Here is a 24,896-nt window from a genome sequence, read left to right as displayed (position 1 = left end):
CTCGTTTCTGGGTAATAATGTACTCGGCCCAATAATAGAAGAAAGCTGATCGTGAAACGCCTCATCCCCACCATTGTCGGTATCGCATCCATAGCCATCCTCATTGCAGGATGCAGCACGACGACACCCGCGAGTTCGAGCGACACCCCCCAGTCCGGCGGAACCCTCGTTTACGCGAGCGGCGACGCGGAACCCACCTGCCTCGACCCGCACGTCGGCGGCAACTACCCGCAGGCGCTCGTGGCGACCCAGTACCTCGAGTCCCTTGTGTCCAAGAACGCCAAGGGCGACATCATTCCGTGGCTCGCCAGCAGCTGGAAAGAAGCACCGGATGGTCTGAGCTGGGACTTCACGCTGCGCAAGAACGTGAAGTTCACCGACGGCACCCCGCTGACCTCCGAGGCCATTATCGCAAACGTCGCGCACCTGCAGGATCCGAAGACCGGCTCCTCCACGGGCTACCTCGCGCTGGCCAAGGTCGCCAAAGTCACCGCGGTGAACACCCTGACCGCGCGCATCACTCTCAGCAAACCCGACAGCGCGCTGCTCGACTCGCTGTCGCAGCCCTGGCTCGCCATAGAGTCCCCCACCGCACTCAAGCGCAGCCAGGAGGTGAACTGCGAATCGCCCGTCGGCACCGGCCCGTTCATGGTGAAGAAGTGGGATCGGCAGCAGTCGATAACCCTCGTGCGAAACAACGACTACAACTCGCCTCCCGCGGATGCCGCCCACACCGGCCCGGCCTACCTCAAGCAGATCGACTGGCGCTTCCTGCCCGACTCCGCGTCTCGCTACGCCGCGCTGCAGGCCGGGACGGTCGACGTGATCGACAACGCTCAGCCGGACACGATCGTCTCCGCCGAGAAGACGAAGACGCTGGGGCACGTCGACGCACCGAGGCCCGGCGCATCCAACCGGCTCGAACTGAACTCGAGCATCGCGCCGTTCAATGACGAGCGGGTGCGCGAGGCCTTCATCCGCGCCGCGGACGTCAACGACGGTATAAAGAGCCTGTTCTTCGGAACGGCGAAGCGCTCGTACTCCGCACTGTCGAGCGTTGAGAAGGCCGGTTACTCCGAGCCGTCACTGTTCGGCTACGACCAGAAGGCCGCGGCACAGCTGCTCGATCAGGCCGGATGGACGCAGAAGAACGCAGACGGCTACCGCGTGAAGGACGGCAAGGTTCTCGAACTGAACTTCCCGGTGAGCACCAACCAGTCGATCCCGGCAGAGCAGTCACTGTTCGAACAGCTCCAGGCGAGCGCCAAGAAGGCCGGCTTCAAGGTCGACCTCCACCCGCTCGACCTGGCGAGCTGGTACGCCGCGCTCGGCAAGAACGACTACAACCTCGTGAGCGCGCCGTATACGAAGGTCGGGCCTGACGTGCTGCGCATCCTGTTCGACTCCGACGGCACGGTTCCCGCGCCGAGTGGATACTTCGCGAACCACGCCCAGGTCAAGGACCCAGCGCTCGACGCACTGCTTGTCGAGGCGAGCCAGTCATCGGATAAGGCGCAGCGCCTCGACCTGTACACGAAGGCACAGAAGATCGTGCTCGAGGGCTACTACATCCTGCCGCTCTACGACCAGCAGAACCACTACCTGCTGTCTGAGAAGGTGGAGGGCTTCCGGGCGCTGCCGTCCGTGTCCACCCCCGTGCTCTACGACGCGTGGTTGCGCCGCTGATCGATGCGGCACCGCCAGCGGTCCGGCATCCGGGCCGCTGGCTTCCGTGGCTCCTCGCGAGGCTCGGGGGTGTCGTCTTCGTGCTGTGGGCCGTGGCCACCGTCACCTTCTTCGCGATCCGCCTGATCCCCGGCGACCCGGCGCAGGCCATTCTCGGCGGACCGGGATCCCAGGCGAGCGCGGAGGCGTTGGCGCACGCTCGCGCTGAGTACGGGCTCAACAAGCCGCTCGGCATCCAATACCTCGTGTACATCGGCAAACTCGCCACCGGGGACTTCGGCCAGTCCTATTCGCTGCACAAGCCGGTCGTCTCCGTCATAGGGGAGAACATCGGGGGAACTCTTCTGCTCGCCCTGTTCTCTCTCATCCTCGGTTCCCTCATCGCTCTCGGGCTCGCCGCCTGGTCCATGCGCACGGGGCGCATGGCCGCGGGGGTCGGCTCGCTGCTGGAGATCGTGGCCGCCGCGGTTCCCCACTTCTGGCTCGCCATCTCCCTCATCCTGCTGTTCAGCACGACACTCGGATGGCTACCTCCCGTGAGCGTCCCCGGCGTCCTCGGCTATGTGCTCCCGGTGGTCACGCTCGGGGTTCCGCTGGCCGGCTTCCTCGCCCAGGTCATGCGCGACTCCATGCTCGATGCCCTCGCATCGCCCTTCGTGCTGGCTGCGCGGGCCCGCGGAGAGAGCGAGAGCGGTGTGTTCTGGCGGCACGTTCTGCGACACGCGGCGCTTCCCGCAATCGGGCTCGCCGGCTGGGCCTTCGGATCGCTCATCAGCGGCGCGGTCATCGTCGAGACGATCTTCGCGCGGGCCGGGCTCGGTCGCAGCCTGCTCTCCGCCGTGCAACTTCGCGACGTTCCCCTCGTGGTGGGTGTCGTGCTCGTCGTCGCCACCGGGTACATCCTCATGACGACGCTCACCGACCTCGCCGATCGTCTCGTCGATCCCCGCCGCAGGAGAGCCCGATGACCCGCCTCCGCCCCGCAGAGATCGTCTCGATCGCGGTCCTCGCCTTCCTCGTCGTCGCAGCCGTCGCGCCCGCGGTGCTCGCCCCCGCCGACCCGCTCGCCGTGCACCCCTCTGCGGGCTTCCTGCCGCCCTCGTTCTCACACATCTTCGGCACGGACGAGTCCGGGCGCGACATCTTCACCCGGGTCGTGCACGGCACAGGCCCGTCGCTGCTCATCGGCCTGGCCGCGACCGCGATCGGTATCGGTCTCGCCCTCGTGCTCGGCCTGCTCGCCGGGCTCGGGCCACGCTGGCTCGACTTCGGCACCACCCGGTTCATCGAGGTGCTGTTCGCCTTCCCCGGGCTTCTGCTCGCACTATTGTTCATCGTCATCTATGGGCCGGGAGCCGTGACCTCCACGGTGGCCGTCGGGCTCGCCACGGCGCCGGGCTACGCGCGCATCATCCGCAGCCAGGTGCTTGTCGTGAAGAACGCCCCGTACATCGAGGCGGCGGTCGTGCTCGGCCGAAGCCGCGCCTACCGCGTGACGCACCACCTCCTGCCGAACGTCGCCGGCGCGCTGTTCGTGCTCGTGACCCTCGGCATCGGCCAGTCGATCGTCTGGGCGTCGTCGCTCAGCTACCTCGGCCTCGGAGCGGTGCCTCCGACGGCGGAGTGGGGCGCCATGCTCTCCGCCGGGCGCACCTACATCACCTCGTTCTGGTGGATGACGTTCTTCCCCGGAGCATTCATCGTGCTGAGTGCCGCCGCGACCACGATCCTCGGGCGAAGCCTGCAGCAGAGGGTGAGGTCGTCGTGAACCCGCTCCTGGAGGTCGACGATCTCTCGATCGCCTTCGGCACGCACACCGTGGTCTCCGGCGTCTCGTTCGCGATCGAGGCGGGCGAATGCCTCGCCATCGTGGGCGAGTCGGGCTCGGGCAAGAGCGTGACCGCCCGGTCTCTGCTCGGCCTCGCGGGCGTCGGTGCGCGAGTGGAGGCTCGCATCGCACGCTTCGACGACACCGCGATCCTGGATGCCTCCCCCCGACGACTGCGCTCCCTGCGCGGGCGGGACATCGGCCTCGTGTCGCAGGGCGCCCTGGTCGCCCTCGACCCGCTGCGCCCGATCGGACGGGAGGTCGCCGATGCCCTGCGGCTGCATACTCAGCTGACGGCATCGCAGCGTGCCGAGCGCGCGATCGAACTGCTGGCGGAGGCCGGCCTTCCGGAACCCGAACTGCGCGCGGCACAGCGCCCAGATGAACTCTCCGGCGGGATGCGGCAGCGCGCGGTGATCGCGTCCGCCGTCGCCCTGAGACCTCGGCTGCTCATCGCGGACGAGCCCACGACCGCCCTCGACACGACAGTCCAGGCGCGCATCCTCGAATTGCTCGAAAGCCTGCGAGCGCAGGGCACCGCCATCCTGCTGATCAGCCACGATCTCGCCGTCGTGAGCAGGATTGCCTCGCGCATCGCGGTCATGCAGGGTGGGAAGATCGTGGAGGCGGGAACGACCGAAGACGTGCTCGGTTCTCCCCGGCATCCGTACACGCGCAGTCTCATCGCCGCGATCCCCGCGCACCAGCCGCGCGGCAGCCTGCTCGGCTCCGTACGAGCGGCAGCGACGCCCACCCCGCAGCCCGCAGCGGGCGAACCCGTGCTGATCGCCCAGGATCTGAGCCTGCGCTTCGGTTCCAGGCTCGCCGTGGACGAGGTGAGCTTCCGCCTGGCGCGAGGCACGACACTCGGCGTCGTCGGGGAATCCGGTTCGGGCAAGACCACGCTCGCGAGACTCGCTCTCGCTCTCGCGCACCCAGACTCCGGCGAGGTCGAACTCCTCGGCTCCCCCTGGTCTGCGCTTTCAGAGCGCGAGCGCCGCCCACGCAGGAGCCGAATCGGCGCCATCTACCAGGATGCACTCAGCTCCTTCGACCCACGCCTCACCGTCGGGCAGATCCTCGCCGACGCGCTCAGCGTCGGGAGGACCAGGCGAGCGGGTACCGAGGTGGAGGAGCTCCTCGACCAGGTCGGCCTCGCTCCCGGCCTCGCCCGCCGTCGCCCCAGACTGCTCTCCGGGGGGCAGCAGCAGCGCGTCGCGATCGCGAGGGCGATAGCGCCGCGCCCGGACATCCTCGTCTGCGACGAACCGGTGTCGAGCCTCGACGTGCTCGTGCAGGCCCAGGTGCTCGACCTTCTCGACGAACTCCAACGTGCGCACGGCCTCAGCTACCTCTTCATCAGCCACGATCTCGGTGTCGTGCGGCACATGAGCGACTCGGTGCTCGTGATGCGGCGCGGCCGGGTGGTCGAGTCAGGAGCGACCGAGGAGGTGTTCTCGGATCCCCACCATGACTACACGCGCGAACTCATCGCCGCGGCGCCGAGGCTCGTGTAATGGGCGGCACTCGCCTCGGCGACGGGAGTGCGCCACCAATGCTCGGGTACCATGGGGACCACACACCCCACACTCAGGCACCTCTTCATCGACTCGGTGTCGCACATATCGAACCGGAGAAACAATGGCTTCAGCCACCCCTGCCGAAACGACACCGACCGGCAGCATCCCTGACAAGCCAGCACTCGAAGGACTCGAGGCCAAGTGGGGCGGTGTCTGGGCGTCCGACGGCACGTACCGGTTCGATCGCGAGGCCGCGATTGCCGCGCGCAGGGACGACGCCGATGCCGTGTTCTCCATCGACACTCCGCCGCCGACGGCATCCGGCTCGCTGCACATCGGCCACGTCTTCAGCTACACCCACATGGACCTCATCGCCCGCTACCAGCGCATGCGCGGCAGGCACATCTTCTACCCGATGGGCTGGGACGACAACGGCCTGCCCACCGAGCGCCGGGTGCAGAACTACTACGGCGTGCGCTGCGACCCAAGCCTTCCCTACGTCGAGGGTTACACTCCCCCGCTCGAGGGCGGTTCGAACGCGAGCAGCAAGGCCGCCGACCAGGTTCCGATCTCCCGCCGCAACTTCATCGAACTGTGCGAGAGGCTCACCGCAGAAGACGAGAAGCAGTTCGAAGACGTCTGGCGGATGCTCGGCCTCTCCGTCGACTGGAGCCAGAGCTATCGCACGATCGGCCCCGAGGCGCAGACTGCGGCCCAGCGCGCCTTCCTGCGCAACCTCGCGCGCGGCGAGGCCTATCAGGCCGATGCGCCGACCCTGTGGGACGTGACCTTCCGCACCGCAGTCGCCCAGGCCGAACTCGAAGACAAGGAGATGCCGGGCGCGTACCACCGGGTGGCCTTCCACGGACCGGAGTCCGAGGTGTACATCGAGACCACGCGGCCCGAACTATTGCCAGCCTGCGTGGCGCTCGTCGCGCATCCTGATGACGAGCGCTACCAGCACCTCTTCGGCACGACCGTGCGCACGCCGCTGTTCGACGTCGAGGTTCCCGTGCTCTCCCACCATCTGGCGCAGAAGGACAAGGGATCGGGCATCGCCATGATCTGCACCTTCGGCGACGTGACCGACGTGATCTGGTGGCGCGAGCTGGACCTGCCGAACCGCAGCATCATCGGACGCGACGGGCGCATCCTCGCCGACGCACCAGAGGCGCTCCAGGGCGAGACCGCACTGGCCGCGTACGCAGAACTCGCGGGAAAGACCGTGTTCTCGGCCAAAAAGGCCGTCGTGGAGCTGCTCGCAGCCAGCGGCGAGCTGGTCGGCGAGCCGAAGCCGATCACCCACCCCGTGAAGTTCTTCGAGAAGGGCGACAAACCGCTCGAGATCGTCTCGACGCTGCAGTGGTACATCTCCAATGGTGCGCGCGACGAAAAGCTCCAGGCGACCATGCTCGAACGCGGCCGCGAGGTCAACTTCACGCCGGAGTTCATGCGGGTGCGCTACGACAACTGGGTCGGCGGGCTCACGGGCGACTGGCTCGTCTCGCGGCAGCGCTTCTTCGGCGTGCCGCTGCCGGTCTGGTACGAGCTCGACGCGAACGGCGAACGCGGTGCGGTGATCGTGCCATCCGAGCAGGCGCTTCCGGTCGACCCGTCGTCGGATGCCGCCCCGGGCTACGACGAGAGCCAGCGCGGGGTGCCCGGCGGCTTCGAGGGCGAGGTGGACATCATGGACACCTGGGCCACCTCGAGCCTCACCCCGCAGATCGCGGGCGGCTGGGAGAGCGATCCAGAGCTGTTCGACCTCGTCTTCCCGTACTCTCTGCGCTCCCAGGGGCAGGACATCATCCGCACCTGGCTGTTCTCGACGATGCTGCGCGCACAGCTCGAGAGCGACACCATCCCGTGGAAGAACGCGGGTATCAGCGGCTTCATCGTGGATCCCGACCGCAAGAAGATGTCGAAGTCGAAGGGCAACGTGGTCACCCCGGCCGCGATGCTCGAGCAGCACGGGTCGGATGCCGTGCGCTACTGGGCGGCGTCCTCGCGGCTCGGCACCGACGCGGCCTTCGACCCGCAGAACCCCACCCAGATCAAGATCGGTCGCAGGCTCGCGATCAAGGTGCTGAACGCGGCCAAGTTCGTCTATTCCTTTCCCCACACACACGATGCGAGCGCCACGAGCAGCACGGAGCCGCTCGACGTGGATCTCCTCGCCGAGCTCGGTGCCGTCGTGCGCACCGCGACGAAGGCGTTCGACGAGTTCGACCATGCGCGTGCCCTCGAGGTGACGGAGCAGTTCTTCTGGACCTTCTGCGACGACTATCTCGAACTCGTCAAGGAGCGCGCGTACGGCGCATCCACCCCGGCCGGCCAGGCATCCGCGGTCAACACGCTGCGCACCGCGGTCGACGTGATGCTGAGACTCCTCGCGCCGTTCCTGCCCTTCGCGACGGAGGAGGTGTGGTCGTGGACGCACGACGACTCCGTGCATCGGGCGGCCTGGCCGATCCCGCCGAGCGAAGCCGAACCGAGCGGACTTCTGGGCGCCGTCGGTGCGGCGCTCATCGGCATCCGCAGGGCGAAGACCGACGCGAAGGCCTCGCAGAAGACCGAGGTCACCTCCGCGGTGCTTCACGCACCCGCCGCCCAGCGAGAGCTGATAGAAAAGGCCGAGACCGACCTGAAAGCCGTCGGCAGGATCGCAACGCTCACGTTCGCAGACGGCGAGGAGATCGGCGTCTCCGAGGTGGTATTCACGGAACAGGTGGAATAGATGCGCAAACCGTTCGCGTACCTTGCGATTGCCATTCTTGGCCTGTCGCTCACCGCGTGCGGTTCGGCGAAGCCCACCCAGGGCCCGACGACGACGCCCGGCCACACGCCCTCGGCATTGTCGACACCGAGCACCGCACCCGCCGCAAAGCAGGCCACGCCGACGCGAACCACGCCGCTCGCCGCGCTCACCGATCCGGACATCCTGGGTTACTGTCCCGACACCCCTGCCGTCCACTTTGACGGCGCAGCGAACGAGGTGACGAAGATCAGGGTGTGTACCTCCGTGACCTCCGCAGACGGGATCGCCGAAACCGCGTACGACGTGAACTACGGCCAGGAAGCGCTGCTCTCCGCCTACGGGGCACCGAACGCGCTGTTGACCAAGGACAGCTGCGTTCGCGTCGCGAAGGACCCCCTCATCATCTGGCTGACGCTGAAAGACGGGACGATCCAGCCGGTGTATGCGCCCGTGGATCATTGCGGATACCCCAGTGCCAACGCTGAAGCCGCGTACCAGGCAGCCGGTCTGCAGATCCTGTGGGAAGCCGACTTCGACTTGAACGGCAATCCGATCACACCGTAGAGCGAGGAGCTCCCATGCAATTGGGCACGAGATGGCGCGTCAGCGCCGAGCCGCCCCGTCTGCCGGATGCGGTGGTCGTCGCCGTGCGCGAGGTCGAGTCCGCGCGCCTCGACTCCACCCCCGGCAGTGACGAGTGGCGCTGGACACTGACCTGGCTGGAGAACAAGCCCGTGGTCGAACTCGACGACGGCACGGTCATCCGCTACGATCCCGCGAGCGACACCGCGCGCGTGATCACGTATTTGGAAGACGACGCAGCCTCGGACGACGCCGAAGACGAGTGATGTAACGGCCCCGATGAGGGACCCGAAGAGTGAATGCTTTACACAGGAGGTGGCGCTAGGACGCCGCGTGTTCAATATTCGATTGATTCGGGTAGCTGCCTCACCGGGGCCGAACCTGTGCGCGAACGGAACGATCGCGAAGTCTCGGCGACCGAACCTCACCGGAACGAAAGAGCCCGTGAGGTCGACCGGGTGCTGATCCTGGGCCGTGTTGCCACAGTTCACTGCGGTGTGCCGGAGGGGTATCGGCACTCGCACGCCCTTGCTGCGCGCTTCACGGGATCTGCGAAACGCGACGGAGGTTCTCAGGCAGTATGGCATGCGACGGTGACATTGTGCCAGCGCGACCGACCGTAGGCTGGACGCGTGGACACCGCAGAGACCGAATCGTCGTCGAACCCCTTCTTCACCCGCAGCACGCTCCCCTACGAACTGCCGCCGTTCGCGGAGATCCGGGACGAGCACTACCGGCCGGCGTTCGAGCGAGGCATGGCGGAGCAACTCACCGAGATCGCAGAGATCACCGGACAGGATGCGCAACCTACCTTCGAGAACACGCTCGTTCCCCTGGAGCGCTCCGGCCGGCTTCTCGACCGGGTCGCCGAGGTGTTCTTCAACAAGAGCTCGTCGGACAGCAGCGATTTCACCAACGACCTCGAAGAGGAGCTCGCGCCGGTGCTGGCTGCCCACTCCGACGCGATCAGACTCGACTCCGCGCTGTTCGAGCGCATCCGCGCCGTTCACGAAGCCAGAGAGGGCCTCGATGCGGAGTCCCGCTATCTCGTCGAGCGCTACTTCACCGAGTTCAGCCTCGCCGGGGCGGCACTGAGCGACAACGACAAGCAGGTCCTGCGCGACTACAACCAGCGACTCTCCGCGCTCACCACGCGATTCGAGAAGAACCTGCTCGCAGACACCAACGAACTGGCCGTCGTGATCGACGACATCGCGGAACTCGACGGGCTGGGTGCCGGGGAGATCTCTGCAGCGGCCGAGGCCGCACGAGAGCGTGGTCTCGTCGACAAATACCTGATCAACCTCGTGTTGCCGACCGGTCATCCGTATCTCGCCTCGCTCACCAACCGCGCGGTGCGGGAACGCATCATGGCGGCATCCCTGGCGCGTGGTTCGTGGGGCGGAGACCACGACAATCGCGAGCTCGTTCTCGAGATCACCCGGCTGCGCGCCCGGCGTGCTCGGCTGCTCGGCTTCGCCTCCCACGCTGCCGCCGTCACCGCGGATGAGACGGCCGGCACCCCGGAGGCCGTCGCCTCCATGCTGGGCAGGCTTGCCCCGATCGCGGCGAGAAACGCCCGCGAGGAGCAGAAGGCGTTGCTGGCCGTCGATGGCGCCCCGCAGAGCATCGAACCCTGGGACTGGGCGTTCCTCAGCGAGAAGGTGCGACTCGCGCGCTACGACGTCGACACGACCACGATGCGACCGTACTTCGAGGCTGAGCGGGTCATCCGTGATGGCGTGTTCTTCGCGGCCCACGCACTGTACGGCGTGAGCTTCGCGGAGCGGCCCGACTTCGTCGCATACCACCCGGACGCGCGCATATTCGAGGTGACCGATGACGACGGCTCGCCCGTGGGACTCTACGTGCTCGATCTCTACACCCGCGACTCCAAGCGCGGCGGTGCCTGGATGAACCCACTCGTCTCGCAGAACACACTCACGGACTCGCCCGTGGTCGTCGTGAACAACCTCAACGTTCCGAAGCCCCCGGTGGGAGAGCCGACGCTGCTCAGCTACGACGAGGTGAACACGCTCTTCCACGAGTTCGGACACGCCCTGCACGGCCTGTTTGCGCGTGTTCGATACCCGAAGTTCGCCGGAACGAACGTGTTCCGAGACTTCGTTGAGTTCCCGAGCCAGGTCAACGAGATGTGGATGCTGTGGCCGGAGGTGCTGCAGAACTTCGCCGTGCACCACGAGACCGGCGAGGCACTCCCCCAGGACACGATCGACAAGCTGCTCGCGTCGACCACCTTCAACGAGGGATTTGCGACGAGCGAATACCTCGGCGCCGCCCTTCTCGACCAGGCCTGGCACACCATCACGGCCGAAGACGACGTGACGGATGTCGCTGCCTTCGAGGCGGCGGCCCTCGCCGCCGTCGGCCTCGACAATCCGGCCGTGCCTCCCCGCTACTCCAGCGCATACTTCGCGCACACCTTCTCCGGTGGCTACGACGCCGGTTACTACTCCTATATCTGGAGCGAGGTGCTCGACGCAGACACCGTCGAATGGTTCAAGGAGAACGGCGGGCTCAGCCGCGAGAACGGCGATCGCTTCCGCACTCGGCTGCTGGGCGTCGGCGGTTCGAAGGACCCGCTGGAGGCGTACCGCGATTTCCGCGGCCGGGATGCCGTGATCGAGCCGCTACTGCGTCGGCGAGGACTCGACTGAATCGGGTGCCTCGAAGCGTCGTGTGATCGCCTCGATGGCGAACTGTTCGGGGGACATTCCCGAGGCCTGCGCTGCCCCACCGAGGCGCGCCGCCAGCGCGGGCGGGACGGTCACGGTCAGTGAGGCGCCCGCGGCATTGTCCCGCAGGAACAGGCTGACCACCGGCACCACGATCGTGCCGAGAACATCCAGGATCGCCACGGTGCCGACGAGCTTCGTGTATCCGCCGCTCCACACCTCACCGTCACTGAGAATTGCCACGTAGAGCAGCGCAAGCAGAAGCGCGATCAGCGCCACAGTGATCCACAGGCCGATCCGAACCGCCGGGCGGCGCCGCTCAGACAGCAGCAGGAGCAGGCTGGCGTGGGCGATGCTGACCGCGGCTATTCCGGCGAGGGCGAAGGTCTTGACCACGAGCTCCGAAGAACTGTCACCCCAGACGAGAAGCAGCGCCGTGATCAGAGACAGAACGGCCGCGATCAGGCCAGCGATACCAACGGCGCGCACGCGGCGTCCGAGCACGGCAAGATCGCACAACGCGACGACGCTGCTTGCCCCGATGATCAGCGTTGTCAGCATGATCTTGCCCTGCACGTCACCGAGGGATCCGGTGACGAGCGTGACGATTCCGATCAGCGCAGTGAGCGACAGCGACACGATGATCACAATGATCGCGATACGGCGGAATGCGCGAAGACCAGAAGTCGGAGCTGGAGGAATCGGCGAAGCACCGGGGACACTCGGCTGCTGCGTCACGAATGTGCTCCTTCCGGATCACCGTGTGGAGATATCGACCGCGAGTCGCGTCGATGGCCCCGGCCTATCCAGAGCATGAACGCCGCGCCTGAGATCTGGAAGATGTGCTGGCTTTCGGAGCTACGCGGACTTCTCGTGGCGCACGGCGCGGCGCGGCACGATGGTGGGGGCGGCGTTATCGATCACGGCCTGCTTCGTCACGATCACGCGCGCGACATCCTCGCTGGAGGGCACCTCGAACATGATCGGTCCGAGCACCTCTTCCATGATGGCGCGGAGGCCACGGGCACCGGTCTGCCGCAGCACGGCGAGATCGGCGATCGCCTCGAGCGCATCCTTCTCGAACTCGAGCTCGACGTTGTCGATCTCGAACATGCGTTGGTACTGGCGTACGAGGGCGTTCTTCGGCGTCGTGAGGATCTCCATGAGCGCGACCTGGTCGAGCGGGGTCACCGTGGCGACCACGGGAAGTCGGCCAATGAACTCCGGGATGAGACCGAACTTGTGCAGGTCTTCCGGGAGCACCTCACCGAAGAGGTTGATGTCGTCGCCTTTGCTGTGCAGCGGTGCGCCGAAGCCGATGCCTTTCTTGCCCGCGCGCTGCGAGATGATCTCCTCGAGGCCGGCGAACGCACCGGCGACGATGAACAGCACGTTCGTCGTGTCCACCTGGATGAACTCCTGGTGCGGATGCTTGCGGCCGCCCTGCGGCGGGACGGAGGCGACGGTGCCCTCAAGGATCTTGAGCAGTGCCTGCTGCACGCCCTCGCCAGACACGTCGCGGGTGATCGACGGGTTCTCGGCCTTACGCGCGATCTTGTCGATCTCATCGATGTAGATGATCCCGGTCTCGGCGCGCTTGACGTCGTAGTCCGCGGCCTGGATGAGCTTGAGCAGGATGTTCTCGACATCTTCGCCGACGTATCCCGCCTCGGTGAGCGCCGTGGCATCCGCGACCGCGAACGGCACGTTCAGGCGCTTGGCGAGGGTCTGCGCCAGGTAGGTCTTGCCGCAGCCGGTGGGGCCAATCAGCAGGATGTTGGACTTGGCGATCTCCACGTCGTCGATCACCGCGTCTGCAGCACCGATCGTGTTGCGGGCACGGATGCGCTTGTAGTGGTTGTACACGGCAACGGAAAGCGCCTTCTTGGCGGTCTCCTGGCCGATCACGTACTCCTCGAGGAAGCTGTAGATCTCTTTCGGCTTGGGAAGCTCGAATTCGCTCGAGGCCTCTTCGCCGGCCTCGGCCAGGCGCTCCTCGATGATCTCGTTGCACAACTCGACGCACTCGTCACAGATGTAGACGCCGGGGCCCGCGATGAGCTGTTGCACCTGCTTCTGGCTCTTTCCGCAGAAGGAGCATTTGAGCAGATCGGCGCTCTCGCCTATACGGGCCATACTCGGCCTCCTCCTGGTCGGGATCCTCTTCTTTGCGGATCGTTAAAACTTTACGAGGTGCTCACGCACCGTAGTGCTGTTGTACGAGCCTAACCCGACACGGCGACACGGGTGTGCATCATGAGGAAAAGCTACGCGGCGTGCCGCATCCGCGGGCTCGCACCGATTAAACCCGGGTGGCCGCCTAGACTCGGTTCTGGACACAGCGCGCACAGCACGAGCAGGAGCCGTCATGACAACACGCTGGGCACGCGTTGCCCGGGGGCTCGTCGCTGCCTCGATCTCACTGTTCACCGCCGTCGCGTTCCACATCATCGCGGGCGGCGCGGTTCCGACACCGGTCGCGACTGTCAGTTGCTTCGTGGTGTCGTCGTTCGTCTGCGTCGCATTCTCCGGCAAGAAACTCTCTCTGCCGAGGCTCAGCGTCGCCGTGGGTCTCAGCCAATTCCTCTTTCACGGCGTGTTCAGCCTCTGGACGACCCAGCCCGCACTCGCGCTCGGTGCTGGCCACGCGCACGACCACATGGTGATGTTCCTTCCGAACACGACGCCTGCCGGCGCAGACGCCGACATGTGGCTCGCGCACCTCATCGCCGCCGCCGCGACCATCGCCGCGCTGCGTCGCGGCGAGGCCGCGTTCTGGGGCCTGCTGGCCACGGCGCGCCTCTGGCTCGGCTCCATCCTCGCGAAGCTCGCGGCCGTAGTGCCCGCAAGAACACCGCGGCCCGCGATGCCCGTACAGCGCATCGCGTCGCCGCCCGAACTCGTGCTTCTGTTCTCCTCGCGTCACCATCGCGGTCCGCCATCGATGCACTCCACACTCGCGGCGGGCTGAGGCCATCGCCGCGACGGCACTCGATCTTCGGATCGCACCCATTCATCCAGTCGTCAGCGACGACTCCGCGGTCACGTTCACGTGGCGTGCCGCGCGCACAGACATCATCGACTATCCAAAGGAATCACAGTAATGAAGAAGAAGTACCTGACCACGGCAGCGATCGCCGCCGGCGCCATCCTCGCCGTGGCGGTCCCGCTCTCGGCGAGCGCACATGTCACGGTCTCCCCCAACACCGCGGCGGCAGGCTCCTACGCCCTCGTCACCTTCAAGGTACCGACTGAGTCCGCGACGGCAGTGACCAACAGGCTCGAGGTCGATCTCCCGACCGACACGCCGTTCACGAGCGTCAGCTACGTTCCCGTAGCCGGCTGGAGCACCGAGCTCTTCACCGAAACACTGCCAAAACCGGTGAAGATCGGGGGCAACGAGCTCAAAGAAGCGGTCACCAAGGTGATCTGGACAGCGGAATCCGGTCACGAGATCGAGGCCGGCCAGCTGCAGCTGTTCCCGCTCTCCGTCGGCGCCGTGCCGGACACGGGCAAGCTCGTGTTCACTGCACTGCAGGGCTACAGCGACGGAAGCACCGTGAGCTGGAGCCAGACGACGGAGAACGCAGAGCATCCGGCTCCTGTTCTCTACGTCAACGACACTCCGCCTGCCGCACACGGTGCCGCGACGACACCCAGCGTGAGCGCCACCGAGGTCCCCGCGCCGACAACTTCGGCATCCTCCAGCGATGCTGTGGCACGCGGGCTCGGGATCGGCGGTCTCGTTCTCGGCGCGATCGGCGCGGTGCTCGGCATTCTCGCCTTCCGTCGCGAGGCCTCCCGGTGAGGCGCGCGCTCACGGCGAAGCGCGCACTCATGGGGGGTCTCGCGCTGCTCGTCGCCTGTGGTGCGCTGCTCACCGTGAGCGCGCCCGCGCAGGCACACAACTACCTCGTGCAGTCCACGCCGAAGGCAGGCGAGACCCTGACGGTGCTTCCGCAGAAGTTCTCGGTCATCACCAATGACCTGCTGCTCAACCTCGGCAAGGGCGCGGGCTTCGCACTGCAGGTGAGGGATGCGAACGGCCTGTACTACGGGGACGGCTGCGTGACCGTCGACGGCCCTGGCATCTCCACGGATGCCGCGCTCGGCAAACCCGGGAAATACGAGGTGATCTGGCAGGTGATCTCGACCGACGGGCATCCCGTGTCGGACGACTTCACGTTCACCTGGGCCCCGTCGTCTCCGGATGCCGTGGTCAGCACGGGCTCGAAGACCGCGCCGGACTGCCACGGCACCCTCAAGCCCAATGGCGACGCGGACGAGACGCCAGCGCCGGATCCGCGCGCGCAGGCGGCAGACAGCGACGACACCGCTGCCGTGCTGTGGATCGGTGGCGCGGTGATCGCGGTCGGCCTCGCGGTCGGTGTGACGCTGCTGCTCGCGGGGCGCAAAAGGAAGCCAGAGTAAACACAGCACTGGCCGAGTAGCTTGCGCTACTCGGCCAGTGGGTGCCTCGGCCTACTTGGTGATGGCCGGCAGGTTCTTGCGGCTGGTCAGCACCTGGTCGATCAGGCCGTATTCGAGCGCCTGCTCGCCACTCAGGATGTTGTCGCGGTCGATGTCCTTGTTGACCTGCTCGATCGTGCGGTTCGAGTGACGCGACAGGGTCTCTTCGAGCCAGGTGCGCATCCGCTGGATCTCGCGTGCCTGGATCTCGATGTCTGAGGCCTGGCTCGAACCCTCTGAGCCCGCAGCGGGCTGGTGGATCAGGATGCGCGCGTTCGGCAGAGCGAGGCGCTTGCCCGGCGTGCCCGCGGCGAGGATCACCGCGGCAGCCGATGCCGCCTGCCCGAGCACCACGGTCTGGATCTGCGGACGCACGTACTGCATCGTGTCGTAGATCGCCGTCATCGCGGTGAACGAGCCACCGGGCGAGTTGATGTACATGACGATGTCGCGGTCGGGGTCCTGGCTCTCGAGCACGAGGAGCTGGGCCATCACGTCATCCGCCGAGGCGTCGTCGATCTGCACACCGAGGAAGATGATGCGATCCTCGAACAGCTTGGCGTACGGGTCCTGGCGCTTGTAGCCGTAGGCCGTGCGCTCTTCGAAGCTCGGGAGGATGTAGCGCGCCTCAGCGGCGGCAGCCCGACCGCCGACGGGCTGGTTGAAGCCAGTGAATTCCATGGTCGTCGTCCCTACTTCTTGGCCGCGTCGGCCGCGGAGATGTTGTCGTCCGTGCCGCCGCCACCGACCACGTCGGAAGCGAACTCGCGCAGGTGGTCCACGAAACCGTATTCGAGCGCCTCGTGGGCGTTGAACCAGTTGTCGCGGTCGTTGTCGACGAGGATCTGCTCCACCGTCTTGCCGGTCTGCTCGGCCGTCAGTTCGGCCATCCGCTTCTTCATGTCGAGGATCACTCCGGCCTGGGTCTGGATGTCCGCGGCCGTTCCACCGAACCCACCGGACGGCTGGTGCAGGAGCACACGCGCGTTCGGCGTGATGTAGCGCTTGCCCTTCGTGCCGGAGGACAGCAGGAACTGCCCCATCGACGCAGCGAGGCCTATACCGACGGTGACGATGTCATTCGGCACGAACTTCATCGTGTCGTAGATCGCCATGCCTGCGGTGATGGAGCCTCCGGGTGAGTTGATGTACAGGAAGATGTCTCGCTTCGGGTCCTCTGCGGCCAGCAGAAGGATCTTCGCGCAGATCTCATTGGCGTTCTCGTCACGCACCTCTGAGCCAAGCCAGATGATGCGATCCTTGAGGAGTTGGTCAAAGATGCTGCTGACCAATGCCGGTTGGGCCATTATCGCGCTCCGTTTCAGTTATCGCTTGCTTCGAATCTATCGGAGCGGGTGCCACCGTTCTGGCGTGTTCGCCCTCGGCAGATTAGCTAGTTGAAGGTGGCGTCGAGGCCGGCGGACAGGTCGGCGATGAGGTCGTCCGGATCCTCGAGGCCGACGGAGAAACGCAGGTGGCCGAGCGTGCGGAATCCCTCGGGGTAATAGGCCACTCGCGGCCCGCTCGTGCCGACGTGCACGATGAGTGATTCGTCATGGCCGAGCGAGACCGCGGAGGTGATCACCCTGAGGTTCGAGACGAAGCGGTTCTGCGCATCCGAATCCCCGTTGACGGCGAAGGCCATCATTCCGCCGAAGCCGTTCGGCAGGATTCGCTTCGCGAGCTCGTGCTGCGGATGCGATGCGACACCCGGGTAGTACAGGTACGCCACCCGCGGGTCGGCGTCGAGGAACTCCGCCACCCGCTGCGCGTTCTCGAGGTGCTGGCGCAGGCGCAGCGGCAGCGTGACGGAGCCACGCATGATGAGCCAGGCATTGAACGGGCTGATGACGCCGCCGACGTCGACCATGGCATCTGCCTTGATCTTCCCGATGAGCTCTGCCGAGCCGACGACCGAGCCGCCCATCGCGTCGCCGTGACCGTTGATGTACTTGGTGAGCGAGTGGATGACGAGGTCGGCTCCGTCGTCGAGCGGCCTCGCGATCGGCGGCGGAGTGAACGTGGAGTCGATGCTGAGAAGCGCACCGACCGAATGCGCGATCTCTGCAAGGGCCGCGACATCCGCGAGTCTCGTCGTCGGGTTCGCGATGACCTCCGTGTGCACGAGCACGGTGTTCGGACGGATGGCCGCCCGCACAGCATCGAGATCGGACGTGTCGACGAAGGTCGCTTCGATGCCATAGCGCTCCGGCAGGAGTTCCGTGAACAGGCGAAAGCTCGCCTCGTAGGTCTGGTCGGCGATGACGACGTGGTCGCCGCTCTTGAGCAGGGTGAAGAACACGGCATGCAGCGCGGCGACGCCGCTCGCGAGCGCAACCGCATCCTCACCGCCGTCGAGAAGCGCGAGCTTCTCCTGCAGGTGCTTCTGGTTGGTGCCGCCGTTGCGAGTGTAGATCGTGTGTTCCGACGACGACCAGCTGATCGAGCTCGGGTCCTCGGGCAGCGCGTAGGAGTTCGCGAGGATGAGCGGGGTGCGCACTGCACCGCTTCCGGGGTCGATCTCATTGCCCGCGTGCACCGCCTGGCTCAGCGGTCGGAGGGTGATCGGTTGGTGCTTGTCGGGTCTCTCGCTCATGCTTCAACGGTAGGCCCTGCACCGGCCGCGTTACGACTAACTGTGGCTGTGGCCCTCGTGGTCGTGGCCCTCGTGATCGCCTGCGTCTGCCTCGACGAAGTTCTCATCGTCTTCGAGCACGCCCGCGGTGAACGTCGTCAGGTCGACATCCTTGCCCTTGCTGTCGACGACCTTCGCCTTGCTGAGCACGACGGCGAGCGCCTTGCCTCGGGCGATCTCGCCGATCATGCCGGGGATCTGACCGTTCTGGTCGAGCACCTTGATGAACTCGCCCGGCTCCATACCGTACTGGGCCGCACCCTGCACGAGGTACTGGGTGAGCTCGTCCTGGCTGACCTTGATGTCTTCCTGCTCCGCAATGACGTCGAGCAGGATCTGGCTGCGGAAGGTCTTCTCGCTCGACTCGGTGACCTCCGCGCGGTGCACGTCGTCGTCGAGGCGGTTCTCGTTCTCGAGGTGACGATGCACCTCGTCGAGCACGAGTTGCTCGGGAACCGGGATGTCGAGAGATTCGAGCAGCGTGTCGACGACCTGGTCACGGGCCTGGGTGCCCTGCTCGAAGACCTTGGACTTGCCGAGCTGCTCGCGAAGGTCGGCCTTCAGCTCGTCGATGGTGTCGAACTGGCTGGCGATCTGGGCGAACTCGTCGTCGGCTGCGGGGAGCTCGCGCTCCTTCACCGCGGTGAGGCTGACCGTGATCTGGGCCTTCTCGCCCTCGTGGTCACCGCCGAGGAGAGCGGACTCGAAGGTCGTGGTCTCGCCGGCGCTCAGTGAATCGAGTGCCTCGTCGATGCCCTCGATCAGCTCGCCGGAACCGATCTCGTAGGAGACGGCGTTGGCGGTGTCGACCTCTTCTCCCGCGATCTCCGCGACGAGGTCCAGCTGGGCGAAGTCGCCCTTCTTGGCGGGGCGATCGACGGTGATGAGCGTGCCGAAGCGCGCGAGCAGGTTCTGCAGCTCGGTCTCGACCTCGTCATCCTTCACCTCCACGGCGTCCACAGTGAGTTTGAGGCCATCGAGCTTCGGCAGGGTGAACTCGGGGCGCACGTCCACCTCGACGGTCACCTCGAGGTCTCCGCTGAAGTCCTTGACGTTCGGAAGGCCGGTGACGTTCGCCTCCGGGCGGCCGAGCGGGCGCAGCTTCTGCTCGTCCATGGCCTGGCGGTAGAACTTGTCGAGTCCGTCGCTGACCGCGTGGTTCAGCACCTCTTCGCGGCCGATGCGCTGGTCGATGATCGGCGCGGGCACGCGCCCCTTGCGGAAGCCGGGAATGGTCACCTGCTCCGCAATGTGGCTGTAGGCGTGATCAACGCTGGGCTTCAGCTCCTCCGGTGTCACCGCGATGCTCAGTTTCACGCGGGTGGGGCTCAGCTTTTCGACCGTGGTCTTCACGTTGTGCTTCTCCTGTTTATCGTCTTGCCGTGCTACTCGGCACTGCAGTTGTTCTGTGCACTGTTGTTCTGTCGGGGCGACAGGATTCGAACCTGCGGCCTCTCGGTCCCAAACCGAGCGCTCTACCAAGCTGAGCTACGCCCCGGGATTGTGTCGAACTGCCGTCCCACACGCAGCCGGGGAACGGATCTAAACCTGCTGCCCAGAAATCGGCCTCCGCAAGTCTAGCCGAGTTGCACAGCCCGGATAACGACGTACCCAGCTTCTGTATTAGGCTGTCTACCGCACGAATCGCCCAGGCGTTCGCTGCGGGGATGTAGCTCAATGGTAGAGCCTCAGTTTTCCAAACTGATGGCGCGGGTTCGATTCCCGTCATCCCCTCCCGCCCGCTGGTGAAGGCGCACCCAGCACATGCGACTACCCCCCAATTGGGGACAGCAGACCGGATAGTTTGTCCTCTATTCTGAGGACACCGCACCCGAAGCGGCCTCCGCGGTAGGCCAATTGCCGAACCCGATTGCCCAGCGGCAGGGCACTTGCAGGATAAACATGTCCATTGCTTTCGCCCCCGAAGCAAAAAACACATTTGTCACCGAAATCGCTCCCGAGATTGATTTCGACGCCGATGCAGTCTTTGAGCGTGACCTCACGGTCGCGCCGGAGCCGCAGCCGGTCGTCGTAGCCCCCTTTGGCTGGTACCCCGACCCCGCAGGCAGCCCGATGCTTCGCTGGTGGAATGGATCTGCCTGGACCAATCGTCTCGAGCCAGCGCGCCCGGAACTGCAACCTGCCGCTGGGTATTCGACTCGGAACCTGCTGAACCGCTAGGTACAGAAGGTGTCAGCACCTGACTGCGGCCTCCGTGCCGTAGTCAGGTGCTGTTCAAGTCAAGTCAGTGCTGCAGCCAGGCGAGCACGGCGAGTACCCGGCGGTGATCGTTCCCGGAGTCATCGAGTCCGAGCTTCTGGAAGATCGACGTCACGTTCTTCTCCACGGCACCGACACCGATGAACAGGCCGGATGCAATCGCCGCATTTGTGCGTCCCTCGGCCATCCAGGTGAGAACCTCGCGCTCGCGCGGAGTCAGCGTCTCGAGCGGATCGTGCCGACGGCCGATCAACTGTGCGACGACCTCGGGGTCGAGCACCGTGCCGCCCGCCGCGATGCGCTCGATGGCATCGGCGAGTTCCGCGAGGGACGCAACCCGATCCTTGAGCAGGTAGCCGACCCCGCCGCGACCGGACGCCAGCAGTTCGTGCGCGTAGGCGACCTCCACGTACTGGGAGAGCAGCAGGATGCCCACCTCCGGCAGGAGCTCCCGGGCCCGGATTGCGGCACGCACCCCCTCGTCGCGAAACGTGGGCGGCATCCGCACGTCGAGGACGACGAGATTCGGAGCCCGCTCGACGAGCTCGCTGAGCAACTGCTCCGCGTCCGGATACGCCCCGACGACGTCGACGCCGGCCTCCGCCAGAACGCGAACCAGCCCTTCGCGCAGTAACACCGAGTCATCGGCGACGACCACGCGAAGGGCTTCCATTCCCCCAGACTATTGGGTCACAACACGAGGGTCATTCCCGGCCAGGGGTGATGGGCAGCTGCGCGGTGACCACCGTCGGGCCGCCAATCGGGCTCTGCACCTCGAGAACACCACCGAGACCCCTCAGTCGCTCATCGAGACCCGCGAGACCGTGGCCGTCGACCGCGGTTGCCCCGCCCGCGCCGTCATCGGTGATGCTCAGCTCGAGCCACGCCTCGGTGCCCTCCGATGGCTGACGCAGCGCAACCGTGACCTCGGCGGACGATGCCCCGGAGTGCTTCACCACGTTGGTGAGCGCCTCACTCGCGACGAAATAGGCGTTCCGTTCGATCTCCTGCGGAAGCACCGTTCCGTCCGGGAGTCGGTCGACGACGGTGGTGGGGACCGCACTGCGCACCGCGGCCGACTCCAGCGCGGCAATCAGGCCGCGATCCATCAGGATGGGCGGCGCGAAGCCGCGCGACAGTGCCCGCAACTCGTCGAGCGCATCCTTCGACTGCTCCATCGCCTCCGCGATGAGGCCGCGTGCCTTCTCCGGGTCGGCAGCGAGTTGGCGATCGGCCGCGGCAAGGTCCATCTGCAGGCGTACCAGGCGCTGTTGCGGACCATCGTGGATGTCGCGCTCGAGCCGGCGCAGGGAGTGCCCCTCCGCCGAGATCGCCGCCCCGCGGGACTCGCTGAGGGTCGCCACCTGGCGCTCGAGGGCGTCCGACTTGAACGCTCCGAGCAGACCGCGGGCAATGCCGTGGTGCGCCAGGGTGAGGCCGCGAGTCACGAAGGGCAGGGTGACGAGCAGAACGACGCCGCCCAGGAAGTAGAAGAACGGATCCCACGCGATGTAGTCGGACTGCGACGCGCGCCCGCCGAAGAGCCACAGCACGGACTGCGAGAGGAACCAGCCGTCGTTGTGGGCCCGCGCCGGGAGGAATCCGTCCCAGAACCAGTAGCTGACGCCGCCGAGCCCCGCCGAGACCCAGACGACGGTGATCGTCCAGGTGACGGTCGCGACCACGTAGTTCACGATCATCGTGTGCACGAGGTAGAGCCAGTAGTGTCCATTGCCGAGCACCGCACGCAGCCAGCCGAAGAAGCCGGTCTTCGCCCTCGCGTCCTGCCATTCCGGCCTCTCGATGGCCGGACGACCGGCCCATGCGAGTCGAGTCAGTTCCAGGATCCCGAAGGCACGGGACACGTACAGCGCCGCGATTGCCAGGACGACGCCGATGAAGAAGGTGACGAGCGTGCCGACTCCGGCGGAGAACAGGCCGATGGTCACGGCGAAGCCCGCCGTCGCGAGCGGCAGCCCGAGCAGAAGGAAGCCGAGTTCCCTCGGCACGAGGCGCCAGAGACGAATGTAGGAGTTTCTGTGGAAGGAGTCGCTCACGGGCGTGGGCGTGACAGATCGCGCTGCCCGGGTGTCAGTTGTCGTCATGAATCCAGCATCGCGACGCGGCCTCCCCACGGTAATCCGGACACCCGACGAACCGGAGGTGGGGTTATCCCCCTTATTGTTCAGGCCCACAGCTCAGGCCTGGTCGGTCGGGCACCAGTAGAGCTTGCGGCCTGCCGCCATCTCCATGACGATGTTCGTTCCGCACACCCGGCACGGGAGCCCTTCGCGGTGGTACACCCAGTGTCGGTCGGCGCGATTGGCCAGAGCCCTGCGATACGCCTCATCGTCGAGACCCTCCATCGTGAGCATCTGTCCCGTCTCGACACCGATCGCCAGCAGATGGGCCCAGTCACGCCACAGAGCGCGCACCATCTCCTCGGGTACGAGCTTGCCCGGGGTGTGCGGATTGAGCCGCGCCCGGAACAGCAGCTCTGCGCGATACACGTTGCCGATTCCGCTCACGACGGACTGGTCCATGAGCAGCAGGCCGATCGGGGTCTGCTTCTTTCGCACCGTCGCGGTGAAGCGATCCTCGGCCTCGCGGGAGTCGTCCACGAGCGGATCCGGGCCGGACTTCGCGACGATCGCCGCGACTTCGGCGGACGTGAGGACCTCGCAGGCGGTCGGCCCGCGCAGGTCTGCCACGGCATCCGTGGTCAGCAGCCGCAGCCGAACCTGGCCGATGGGCTCCGGCGGGAAGGACTGGATGTCGTCCTCCACCTTTTCCTGCTCGGCCATGCGCAGACGGGTCCGGCGTGGCGCTCCGATGCTGTGCAGCGAGTCCTCGCCCGCGCTGTCCCGAATCCCGCCGCTGTCCCGTGACGCATCGTCGAGCGTCGTTCCCTGCTGGTTGGTCTGCCCCATCCGCCCGTTCGCGGATGCCGTGGTCGCGTCTGCGGTGATGTCACCGGCGAAATCCCAGGCGCCGTATATCCCCAGATGGACCCTCAGGAACAGCTCGTTGTCGAACTCGAGGAACAGCTGTTTTCCAATGGCCCACGCGTCGATCATCCGGCGCCCGGTGATCTCGGCGGCACCGGCCGCGAACCTGCCCTGCGGGGATGAGGCCGCGACCTCGTGCCCCACGAAGTGAAGAGCAAACTGTCTGGCGATGCGGTGAACTGAATGGCCTTCTGGCATATTCACTGTCTACCATGCGGCACCGGCACGCGAGATCTCCGTCCACGGCCGTCGCCAAGACGAATAAGTTTCTCGGAATGCGAGCCGCGGCACGCTATCATGGCAGCTTAAGAGGGCTGCCTTTTCATGCCCTGATTCCGCCAGAATCCACCTGTTGTCGGCGGGGTTGGAGATCAGGCCGCGCTCGACGCAGAGGAGTTTTCATTGACCGCCTATGACGACAATGTCATCGAGTTCCGTCGAGCCATCCGTGGATACGACCCGGCAGACGTCGACCGCATCGTGGCCGAACTCTCCGAGAGGGTCGAGCGCTACGAAGCCGAGCGACTGGAGAACGGGCGACTGATCCAGCGCCTCACCCGCGAGCTCGCGGAGGCGCACGAGCGCTCCGCGCAGGTGAAGCCGAGCTTCGCAGAACTCGGCACCGCGTTCGAGGAGACCCTGCGCGTCGCAGAGCGCCAGGCGGGCAAGATGCTCGCAGACGCCGCGGAAGAGGCCTCAGAGCGGCTCTCGAAGGCGCGCGCGGAAAGCACGAGACTCCGCACCCAGAGCACCCGCGAGAGCCAGACTCTTCTGGCCGACGCCCACCAAGCCGCGGAAGAGCTTCGTCTCGAGACCGAGCGCGAGGTCGCGCAGGCCAGGCAGCAGGCGGCAGACGAGACCGCCAAGGCACGCAACACCCGCACCCGCGCAGAGCGCAGCAGCGCCACCATGATCAGCCAGGCCGAGCGCCAGGTCGCACAGCTCCAGGCCGAGGCGAGCCACCAGGCTGAACTGACCAAGCGCGAGGCGGCGGAGCTGCTGCACGAGGCGCAGCAGAAGCTCGTCACGACCGAAGCGATCATCCGCGAACAGCAGGACGAGGCGGAGACCGCCCGCGCCGCGATCCACGACGAGGCAGAACGCTACGCGCAGAAGGCCTACGCGCAGGCCGATGCCCACGTCAGCGCTGCAGTCCAGCGCGCGGAAGACCTCAGCGTCGAAGCAGAGTCGATCGTCGCGCGCGCCACACAGCGCGCCGAGGAGGAGACCCAGAACGCCCGCGCATACTGCGAGCGTCTCGTCTCCGCCACGATCTCCCGCGCCACGGCTGTCAACCGCGACACCGACGAACTGCTCACCTCGATGATGATGGATGCCGAGACGCAGATCTCGGACCTGCGCCGCCAGCAGCACACGCTGAACCAGTACGTGCAGCGGATGCGCGCCTTCTCCCTCGCGGACGAGACCGAGTCAAGCGACGACATTCCGGATTACACGCCTCCGGGACCGCGCGGAATCAGCGCCTGAGCCAC

General features: G+C 66.2%; 22 protein-coding genes and 2 tRNA genes. 14 read left to right on the top strand and 10 right to left on the bottom strand.

The window, feature by feature from the left end; genetic code table 11:
- The first annotated feature begins 51 nt into the window (after positions 1 to 51).
- From ABUA28_RS04925 to ABUA28_RS04890, 8 genes are all read left to right on the top strand, one after another.
- Positions 52 to 1,686, top strand: a complete 1,635-nt coding sequence (locus ABUA28_RS04925) for an ABC transporter substrate-binding protein (protein ID WP_349902834.1) — start codon at positions 52 to 54, stop codon at positions 1,684 to 1,686.
- Positions 1,671 to 2,654, top strand: a complete 984-nt coding sequence (locus tag ABUA28_RS04920; RefSeq protein WP_407075413.1) for an ABC transporter permease — start codon at positions 1,671 to 1,673, stop codon at positions 2,652 to 2,654. The genes ABUA28_RS04925 and ABUA28_RS04920 overlap by 16 nt, the downstream gene beginning before the upstream one ends.
- Entirely contained in the window at positions 2,651 to 3,454 is an 804-nt protein-coding gene (locus ABUA28_RS04915) for an ABC transporter permease (protein ID WP_349902833.1), read from the top strand. The genes ABUA28_RS04920 and ABUA28_RS04915 overlap by 4 nt, the downstream gene beginning before the upstream one ends.
- Entirely contained in the window at positions 3,451 to 5,031 is a 1,581-nt protein-coding gene (locus tag ABUA28_RS04910; RefSeq protein ID WP_349902832.1) for an ABC transporter ATP-binding protein, read from the top strand. Before ABUA28_RS04915 ends, ABUA28_RS04910 begins: the two co-directional genes overlap by 4 nt.
- Before the next feature lie 124 nt (positions 5,032 to 5,155).
- A complete protein-coding gene (gene valS, locus ABUA28_RS04905) occupies positions 5,156 to 7,771 on the top strand; it encodes a valine--tRNA ligase (RefSeq protein WP_349902831.1) in 2,616 nt (871 codons plus the stop codon).
- Complete coding sequence (locus tag ABUA28_RS04900; protein ID WP_349902830.1) at positions 7,772 to 8,356, top strand: RAD23 family protein; 585 nt, start codon at positions 7,772 to 7,774, stop codon at positions 8,354 to 8,356.
- A gap of 14 nt (positions 8,357 to 8,370) precedes the next feature.
- Positions 8,371 to 8,640, top strand: a complete 270-nt coding sequence (locus ABUA28_RS04895) for a hypothetical protein (RefSeq protein ID WP_349902829.1) — start codon at positions 8,371 to 8,373, stop codon at positions 8,638 to 8,640.
- Positions 8,641 to 9,006: 366 nt separating this feature from the next.
- On the top strand, positions 9,007 to 11,052 hold the full coding sequence (locus ABUA28_RS04890) for a M3 family metallopeptidase (protein WP_349902828.1): 2,046 nt from the start codon (positions 9,007 to 9,009) through the stop codon (positions 11,050 to 11,052).
- Here ABUA28_RS04890 and ABUA28_RS04885 read toward each other — a convergent pair.
- Together ABUA28_RS04885 and clpX are read right to left on the bottom strand one after the other, a co-directional pair.
- A complete protein-coding gene (locus tag ABUA28_RS04885) occupies positions 11,026 to 11,808 on the bottom strand; it encodes a hypothetical protein (RefSeq protein WP_349902827.1) in 783 nt (260 codons plus the stop codon). The two genes, ABUA28_RS04890 and ABUA28_RS04885, sit on opposite strands and share 27 nt — an antisense overlap.
- Before the next feature lie 120 nt (positions 11,809 to 11,928).
- Positions 11,929 to 13,206: an ATP-dependent Clp protease ATP-binding subunit ClpX gene (gene clpX / locus ABUA28_RS04880; RefSeq protein WP_349902826.1), complete on the bottom strand. Its 1,278-nt coding sequence runs from the start codon at positions 13,204 to 13,206 to the stop codon at positions 11,929 to 11,931.
- Positions 13,207 to 13,438: 232 nt separating this feature from the next.
- On the opposite strand from clpX, the gene ABUA28_RS04875 reads away from it, so the two are divergent.
- From ABUA28_RS04875 to ABUA28_RS04865, 3 genes are all read left to right on the top strand, one after another.
- Positions 13,439 to 14,041 carry a hypothetical protein gene (locus ABUA28_RS04875; RefSeq protein ID WP_349902825.1) on the top strand — a complete coding sequence of 201 codons (603 nt, stop codon included), beginning with the start codon at positions 13,439 to 13,441 and terminating at the stop codon, positions 14,039 to 14,041.
- Positions 14,042 to 14,173: 132 nt separating this feature from the next.
- Positions 14,174 to 14,878: a YcnI family copper-binding membrane protein gene (locus tag ABUA28_RS04870; RefSeq protein ID WP_349902824.1), complete on the top strand. Its 705-nt coding sequence runs from the start codon at positions 14,174 to 14,176 to the stop codon at positions 14,876 to 14,878.
- Positions 14,875 to 15,501: a copper resistance CopC family protein gene (locus ABUA28_RS04865; protein WP_349902823.1), complete on the top strand. Its 627-nt coding sequence runs from the start codon at positions 14,875 to 14,877 to the stop codon at positions 15,499 to 15,501. Before ABUA28_RS04870 ends, ABUA28_RS04865 begins: the two co-directional genes overlap by 4 nt.
- 51 nt (positions 15,502 to 15,552) lie before the next feature.
- On the opposite strand, the gene ABUA28_RS04860 is transcribed toward ABUA28_RS04865, so the two are convergent.
- The 5 genes from ABUA28_RS04860 to ABUA28_RS04840 all read right to left on the bottom strand — a co-directional run bounded on the left by ABUA28_RS04860 (position 15,553) and on the right by ABUA28_RS04840 (position 19,673).
- On the bottom strand, positions 15,553 to 16,221 hold the full coding sequence (locus ABUA28_RS04860; protein ID WP_349902822.1) for an ATP-dependent Clp protease proteolytic subunit: 669 nt from the start codon (positions 16,219 to 16,221) through the stop codon (positions 15,553 to 15,555).
- Positions 16,222 to 16,232: 11 nt separating this feature from the next.
- A complete protein-coding gene (locus ABUA28_RS04855) occupies positions 16,233 to 16,847 on the bottom strand; it encodes an ATP-dependent Clp protease proteolytic subunit (protein WP_349902821.1) in 615 nt (204 codons plus the stop codon).
- Between the two features lie 86 nt (positions 16,848 to 16,933).
- A complete protein-coding gene (locus ABUA28_RS04850) occupies positions 16,934 to 18,136 on the bottom strand; it encodes a trans-sulfuration enzyme family protein (RefSeq protein ID WP_349902820.1) in 1,203 nt (400 codons plus the stop codon).
- A 36-nt stretch (positions 18,137 to 18,172) separates the two neighbouring features.
- Positions 18,173 to 19,528 (bottom strand): trigger factor, encoded by a 1,356-nt coding sequence (gene tig / locus ABUA28_RS04845; protein ID WP_349902819.1) that lies wholly within the window; start codon positions 19,526 to 19,528, stop codon positions 18,173 to 18,175.
- 71 nt (positions 19,529 to 19,599) lie between these two features.
- Positions 19,600 to 19,673: transfer RNA gene (locus tag ABUA28_RS04840), tRNA-Pro, on the bottom strand.
- Between the two features lie 165 nt (positions 19,674 to 19,838).
- Between ABUA28_RS04840 and ABUA28_RS04835 the strand changes: the two genes are divergently transcribed.
- Positions 19,839 to 19,909: transfer RNA gene (locus ABUA28_RS04835), tRNA-Gly, on the top strand.
- A 168-nt stretch (positions 19,910 to 20,077) separates the two neighbouring features.
- On the top strand, positions 20,078 to 20,356 hold the full coding sequence (locus ABUA28_RS04830; protein WP_349902818.1) for a DUF2510 domain-containing protein: 279 nt from the start codon (positions 20,078 to 20,080) through the stop codon (positions 20,354 to 20,356).
- Positions 20,357 to 20,420: 64 nt separating this feature from the next.
- Here the strand turns inward: ABUA28_RS04830 and ABUA28_RS04825 are convergent, their stop codons facing one another.
- From ABUA28_RS04825 to ABUA28_RS04815, 3 genes are all read right to left on the bottom strand, one after another.
- Entirely contained in the window at positions 20,421 to 21,068 is a 648-nt protein-coding gene (locus ABUA28_RS04825) for a response regulator transcription factor (protein ID WP_349902817.1), read from the bottom strand.
- 31 nt (positions 21,069 to 21,099) lie between these two features.
- Positions 21,100 to 22,500: a sensor histidine kinase gene (locus ABUA28_RS04820; protein ID WP_349902816.1), complete on the bottom strand. Its 1,401-nt coding sequence runs from the start codon at positions 22,498 to 22,500 to the stop codon at positions 21,100 to 21,102.
- 93 nt (positions 22,501 to 22,593) lie between these two features.
- The gene (locus tag ABUA28_RS04815; RefSeq protein WP_349902815.1) at positions 22,594 to 23,601 is read right to left on the bottom strand and encodes an Fpg/Nei family DNA glycosylase; all 1,008 of its coding nucleotides are present in this window, start codon (positions 23,599 to 23,601) and stop codon (positions 22,594 to 22,596) included.
- Between the two features lie 204 nt (positions 23,602 to 23,805).
- Between ABUA28_RS04815 and ABUA28_RS04810 the strand changes: the two genes are divergently transcribed.
- Positions 23,806 to 24,891 carry a DivIVA domain-containing protein gene (locus tag ABUA28_RS04810; protein ID WP_349902814.1) on the top strand — a complete coding sequence of 362 codons (1,086 nt, stop codon included), beginning with the start codon at positions 23,806 to 23,808 and terminating at the stop codon, positions 24,889 to 24,891.
- Positions 24,892 to 24,896: the final 5 nt, after the last annotated feature.

This window comes from Parafrigoribacterium humi, assembly GCF_040227205.1.
Lineage (GTDB): Bacteria > Actinomycetota > Actinomycetes > Actinomycetales > Microbacteriaceae > Parafrigoribacterium_A > Parafrigoribacterium_A humi.
This window is presented reverse-complemented; position numbering and strand designations above follow the sequence as displayed.

Bases quoted from the DNA above. Each gene is read 5' to 3' on its own strand.
- ABUA28_RS04855 (WP_349902821.1), bottom strand. From the start codon at position 16,847: ATGGCCCAACCGGCATTGGTCAGCAGCATCTTTGACCAACTCCTCAAG.
- ABUA28_RS04850 (WP_349902820.1), bottom strand. From the start codon at position 18,136: ATGAGCGAGAGACCCGACAAGCACCAACCGATCACCCTCCGACCGCTG.
- ABUA28_RS04895 (WP_349902829.1), top strand. From the start codon at position 8,371: ATGCAATTGGGCACGAGATGGCGCGTCAGCGCCGAGCCGCCCCGTCTG.
- ABUA28_RS04915 (WP_349902833.1), top strand. From the start codon at position 2,651: ATGACCCGCCTCCGCCCCGCAGAGATCGTCTCGATCGCGGTCCTCGCC.
- clpX (WP_349902826.1), bottom strand. From the start codon at position 13,206: ATGGCCCGTATAGGCGAGAGCGCCGATCTGCTCAAATGCTCCTTCTGC.
- ABUA28_RS04900 (WP_349902830.1), top strand. From the start codon at position 7,772: ATGCGCAAACCGTTCGCGTACCTTGCGATTGCCATTCTTGGCCTGTCG.
- ABUA28_RS04820 (WP_349902816.1), bottom strand. From the start codon at position 22,500: ATGACGACAACTGACACCCGGGCAGCGCGATCTGTCACGCCCACGCCC.
- ABUA28_RS04875 (WP_349902825.1), top strand. From the start codon at position 13,439: ATGACAACACGCTGGGCACGCGTTGCCCGGGGGCTCGTCGCTGCCTCG.
- ABUA28_RS04830 (WP_349902818.1), top strand. From the start codon at position 20,078: ATGTCCATTGCTTTCGCCCCCGAAGCAAAAAACACATTTGTCACCGAA.
- ABUA28_RS04815 (WP_349902815.1), bottom strand. From the start codon at position 23,601: ATGCCAGAAGGCCATTCAGTTCACCGCATCGCCAGACAGTTTGCTCTT.
- ABUA28_RS04870 (WP_349902824.1), top strand. From the start codon at position 14,174: ATGAAGAAGAAGTACCTGACCACGGCAGCGATCGCCGCCGGCGCCATC.
- ABUA28_RS04860 (WP_349902822.1), bottom strand. From the start codon at position 16,221: ATGGAATTCACTGGCTTCAACCAGCCCGTCGGCGGTCGGGCTGCCGCC.
- ABUA28_RS04825 (WP_349902817.1), bottom strand. From the start codon at position 21,068: ATGGAAGCCCTTCGCGTGGTCGTCGCCGATGACTCGGTGTTACTGCGC.
- valS (WP_349902831.1), top strand. From the start codon at position 5,156: ATGGCTTCAGCCACCCCTGCCGAAACGACACCGACCGGCAGCATCCCT.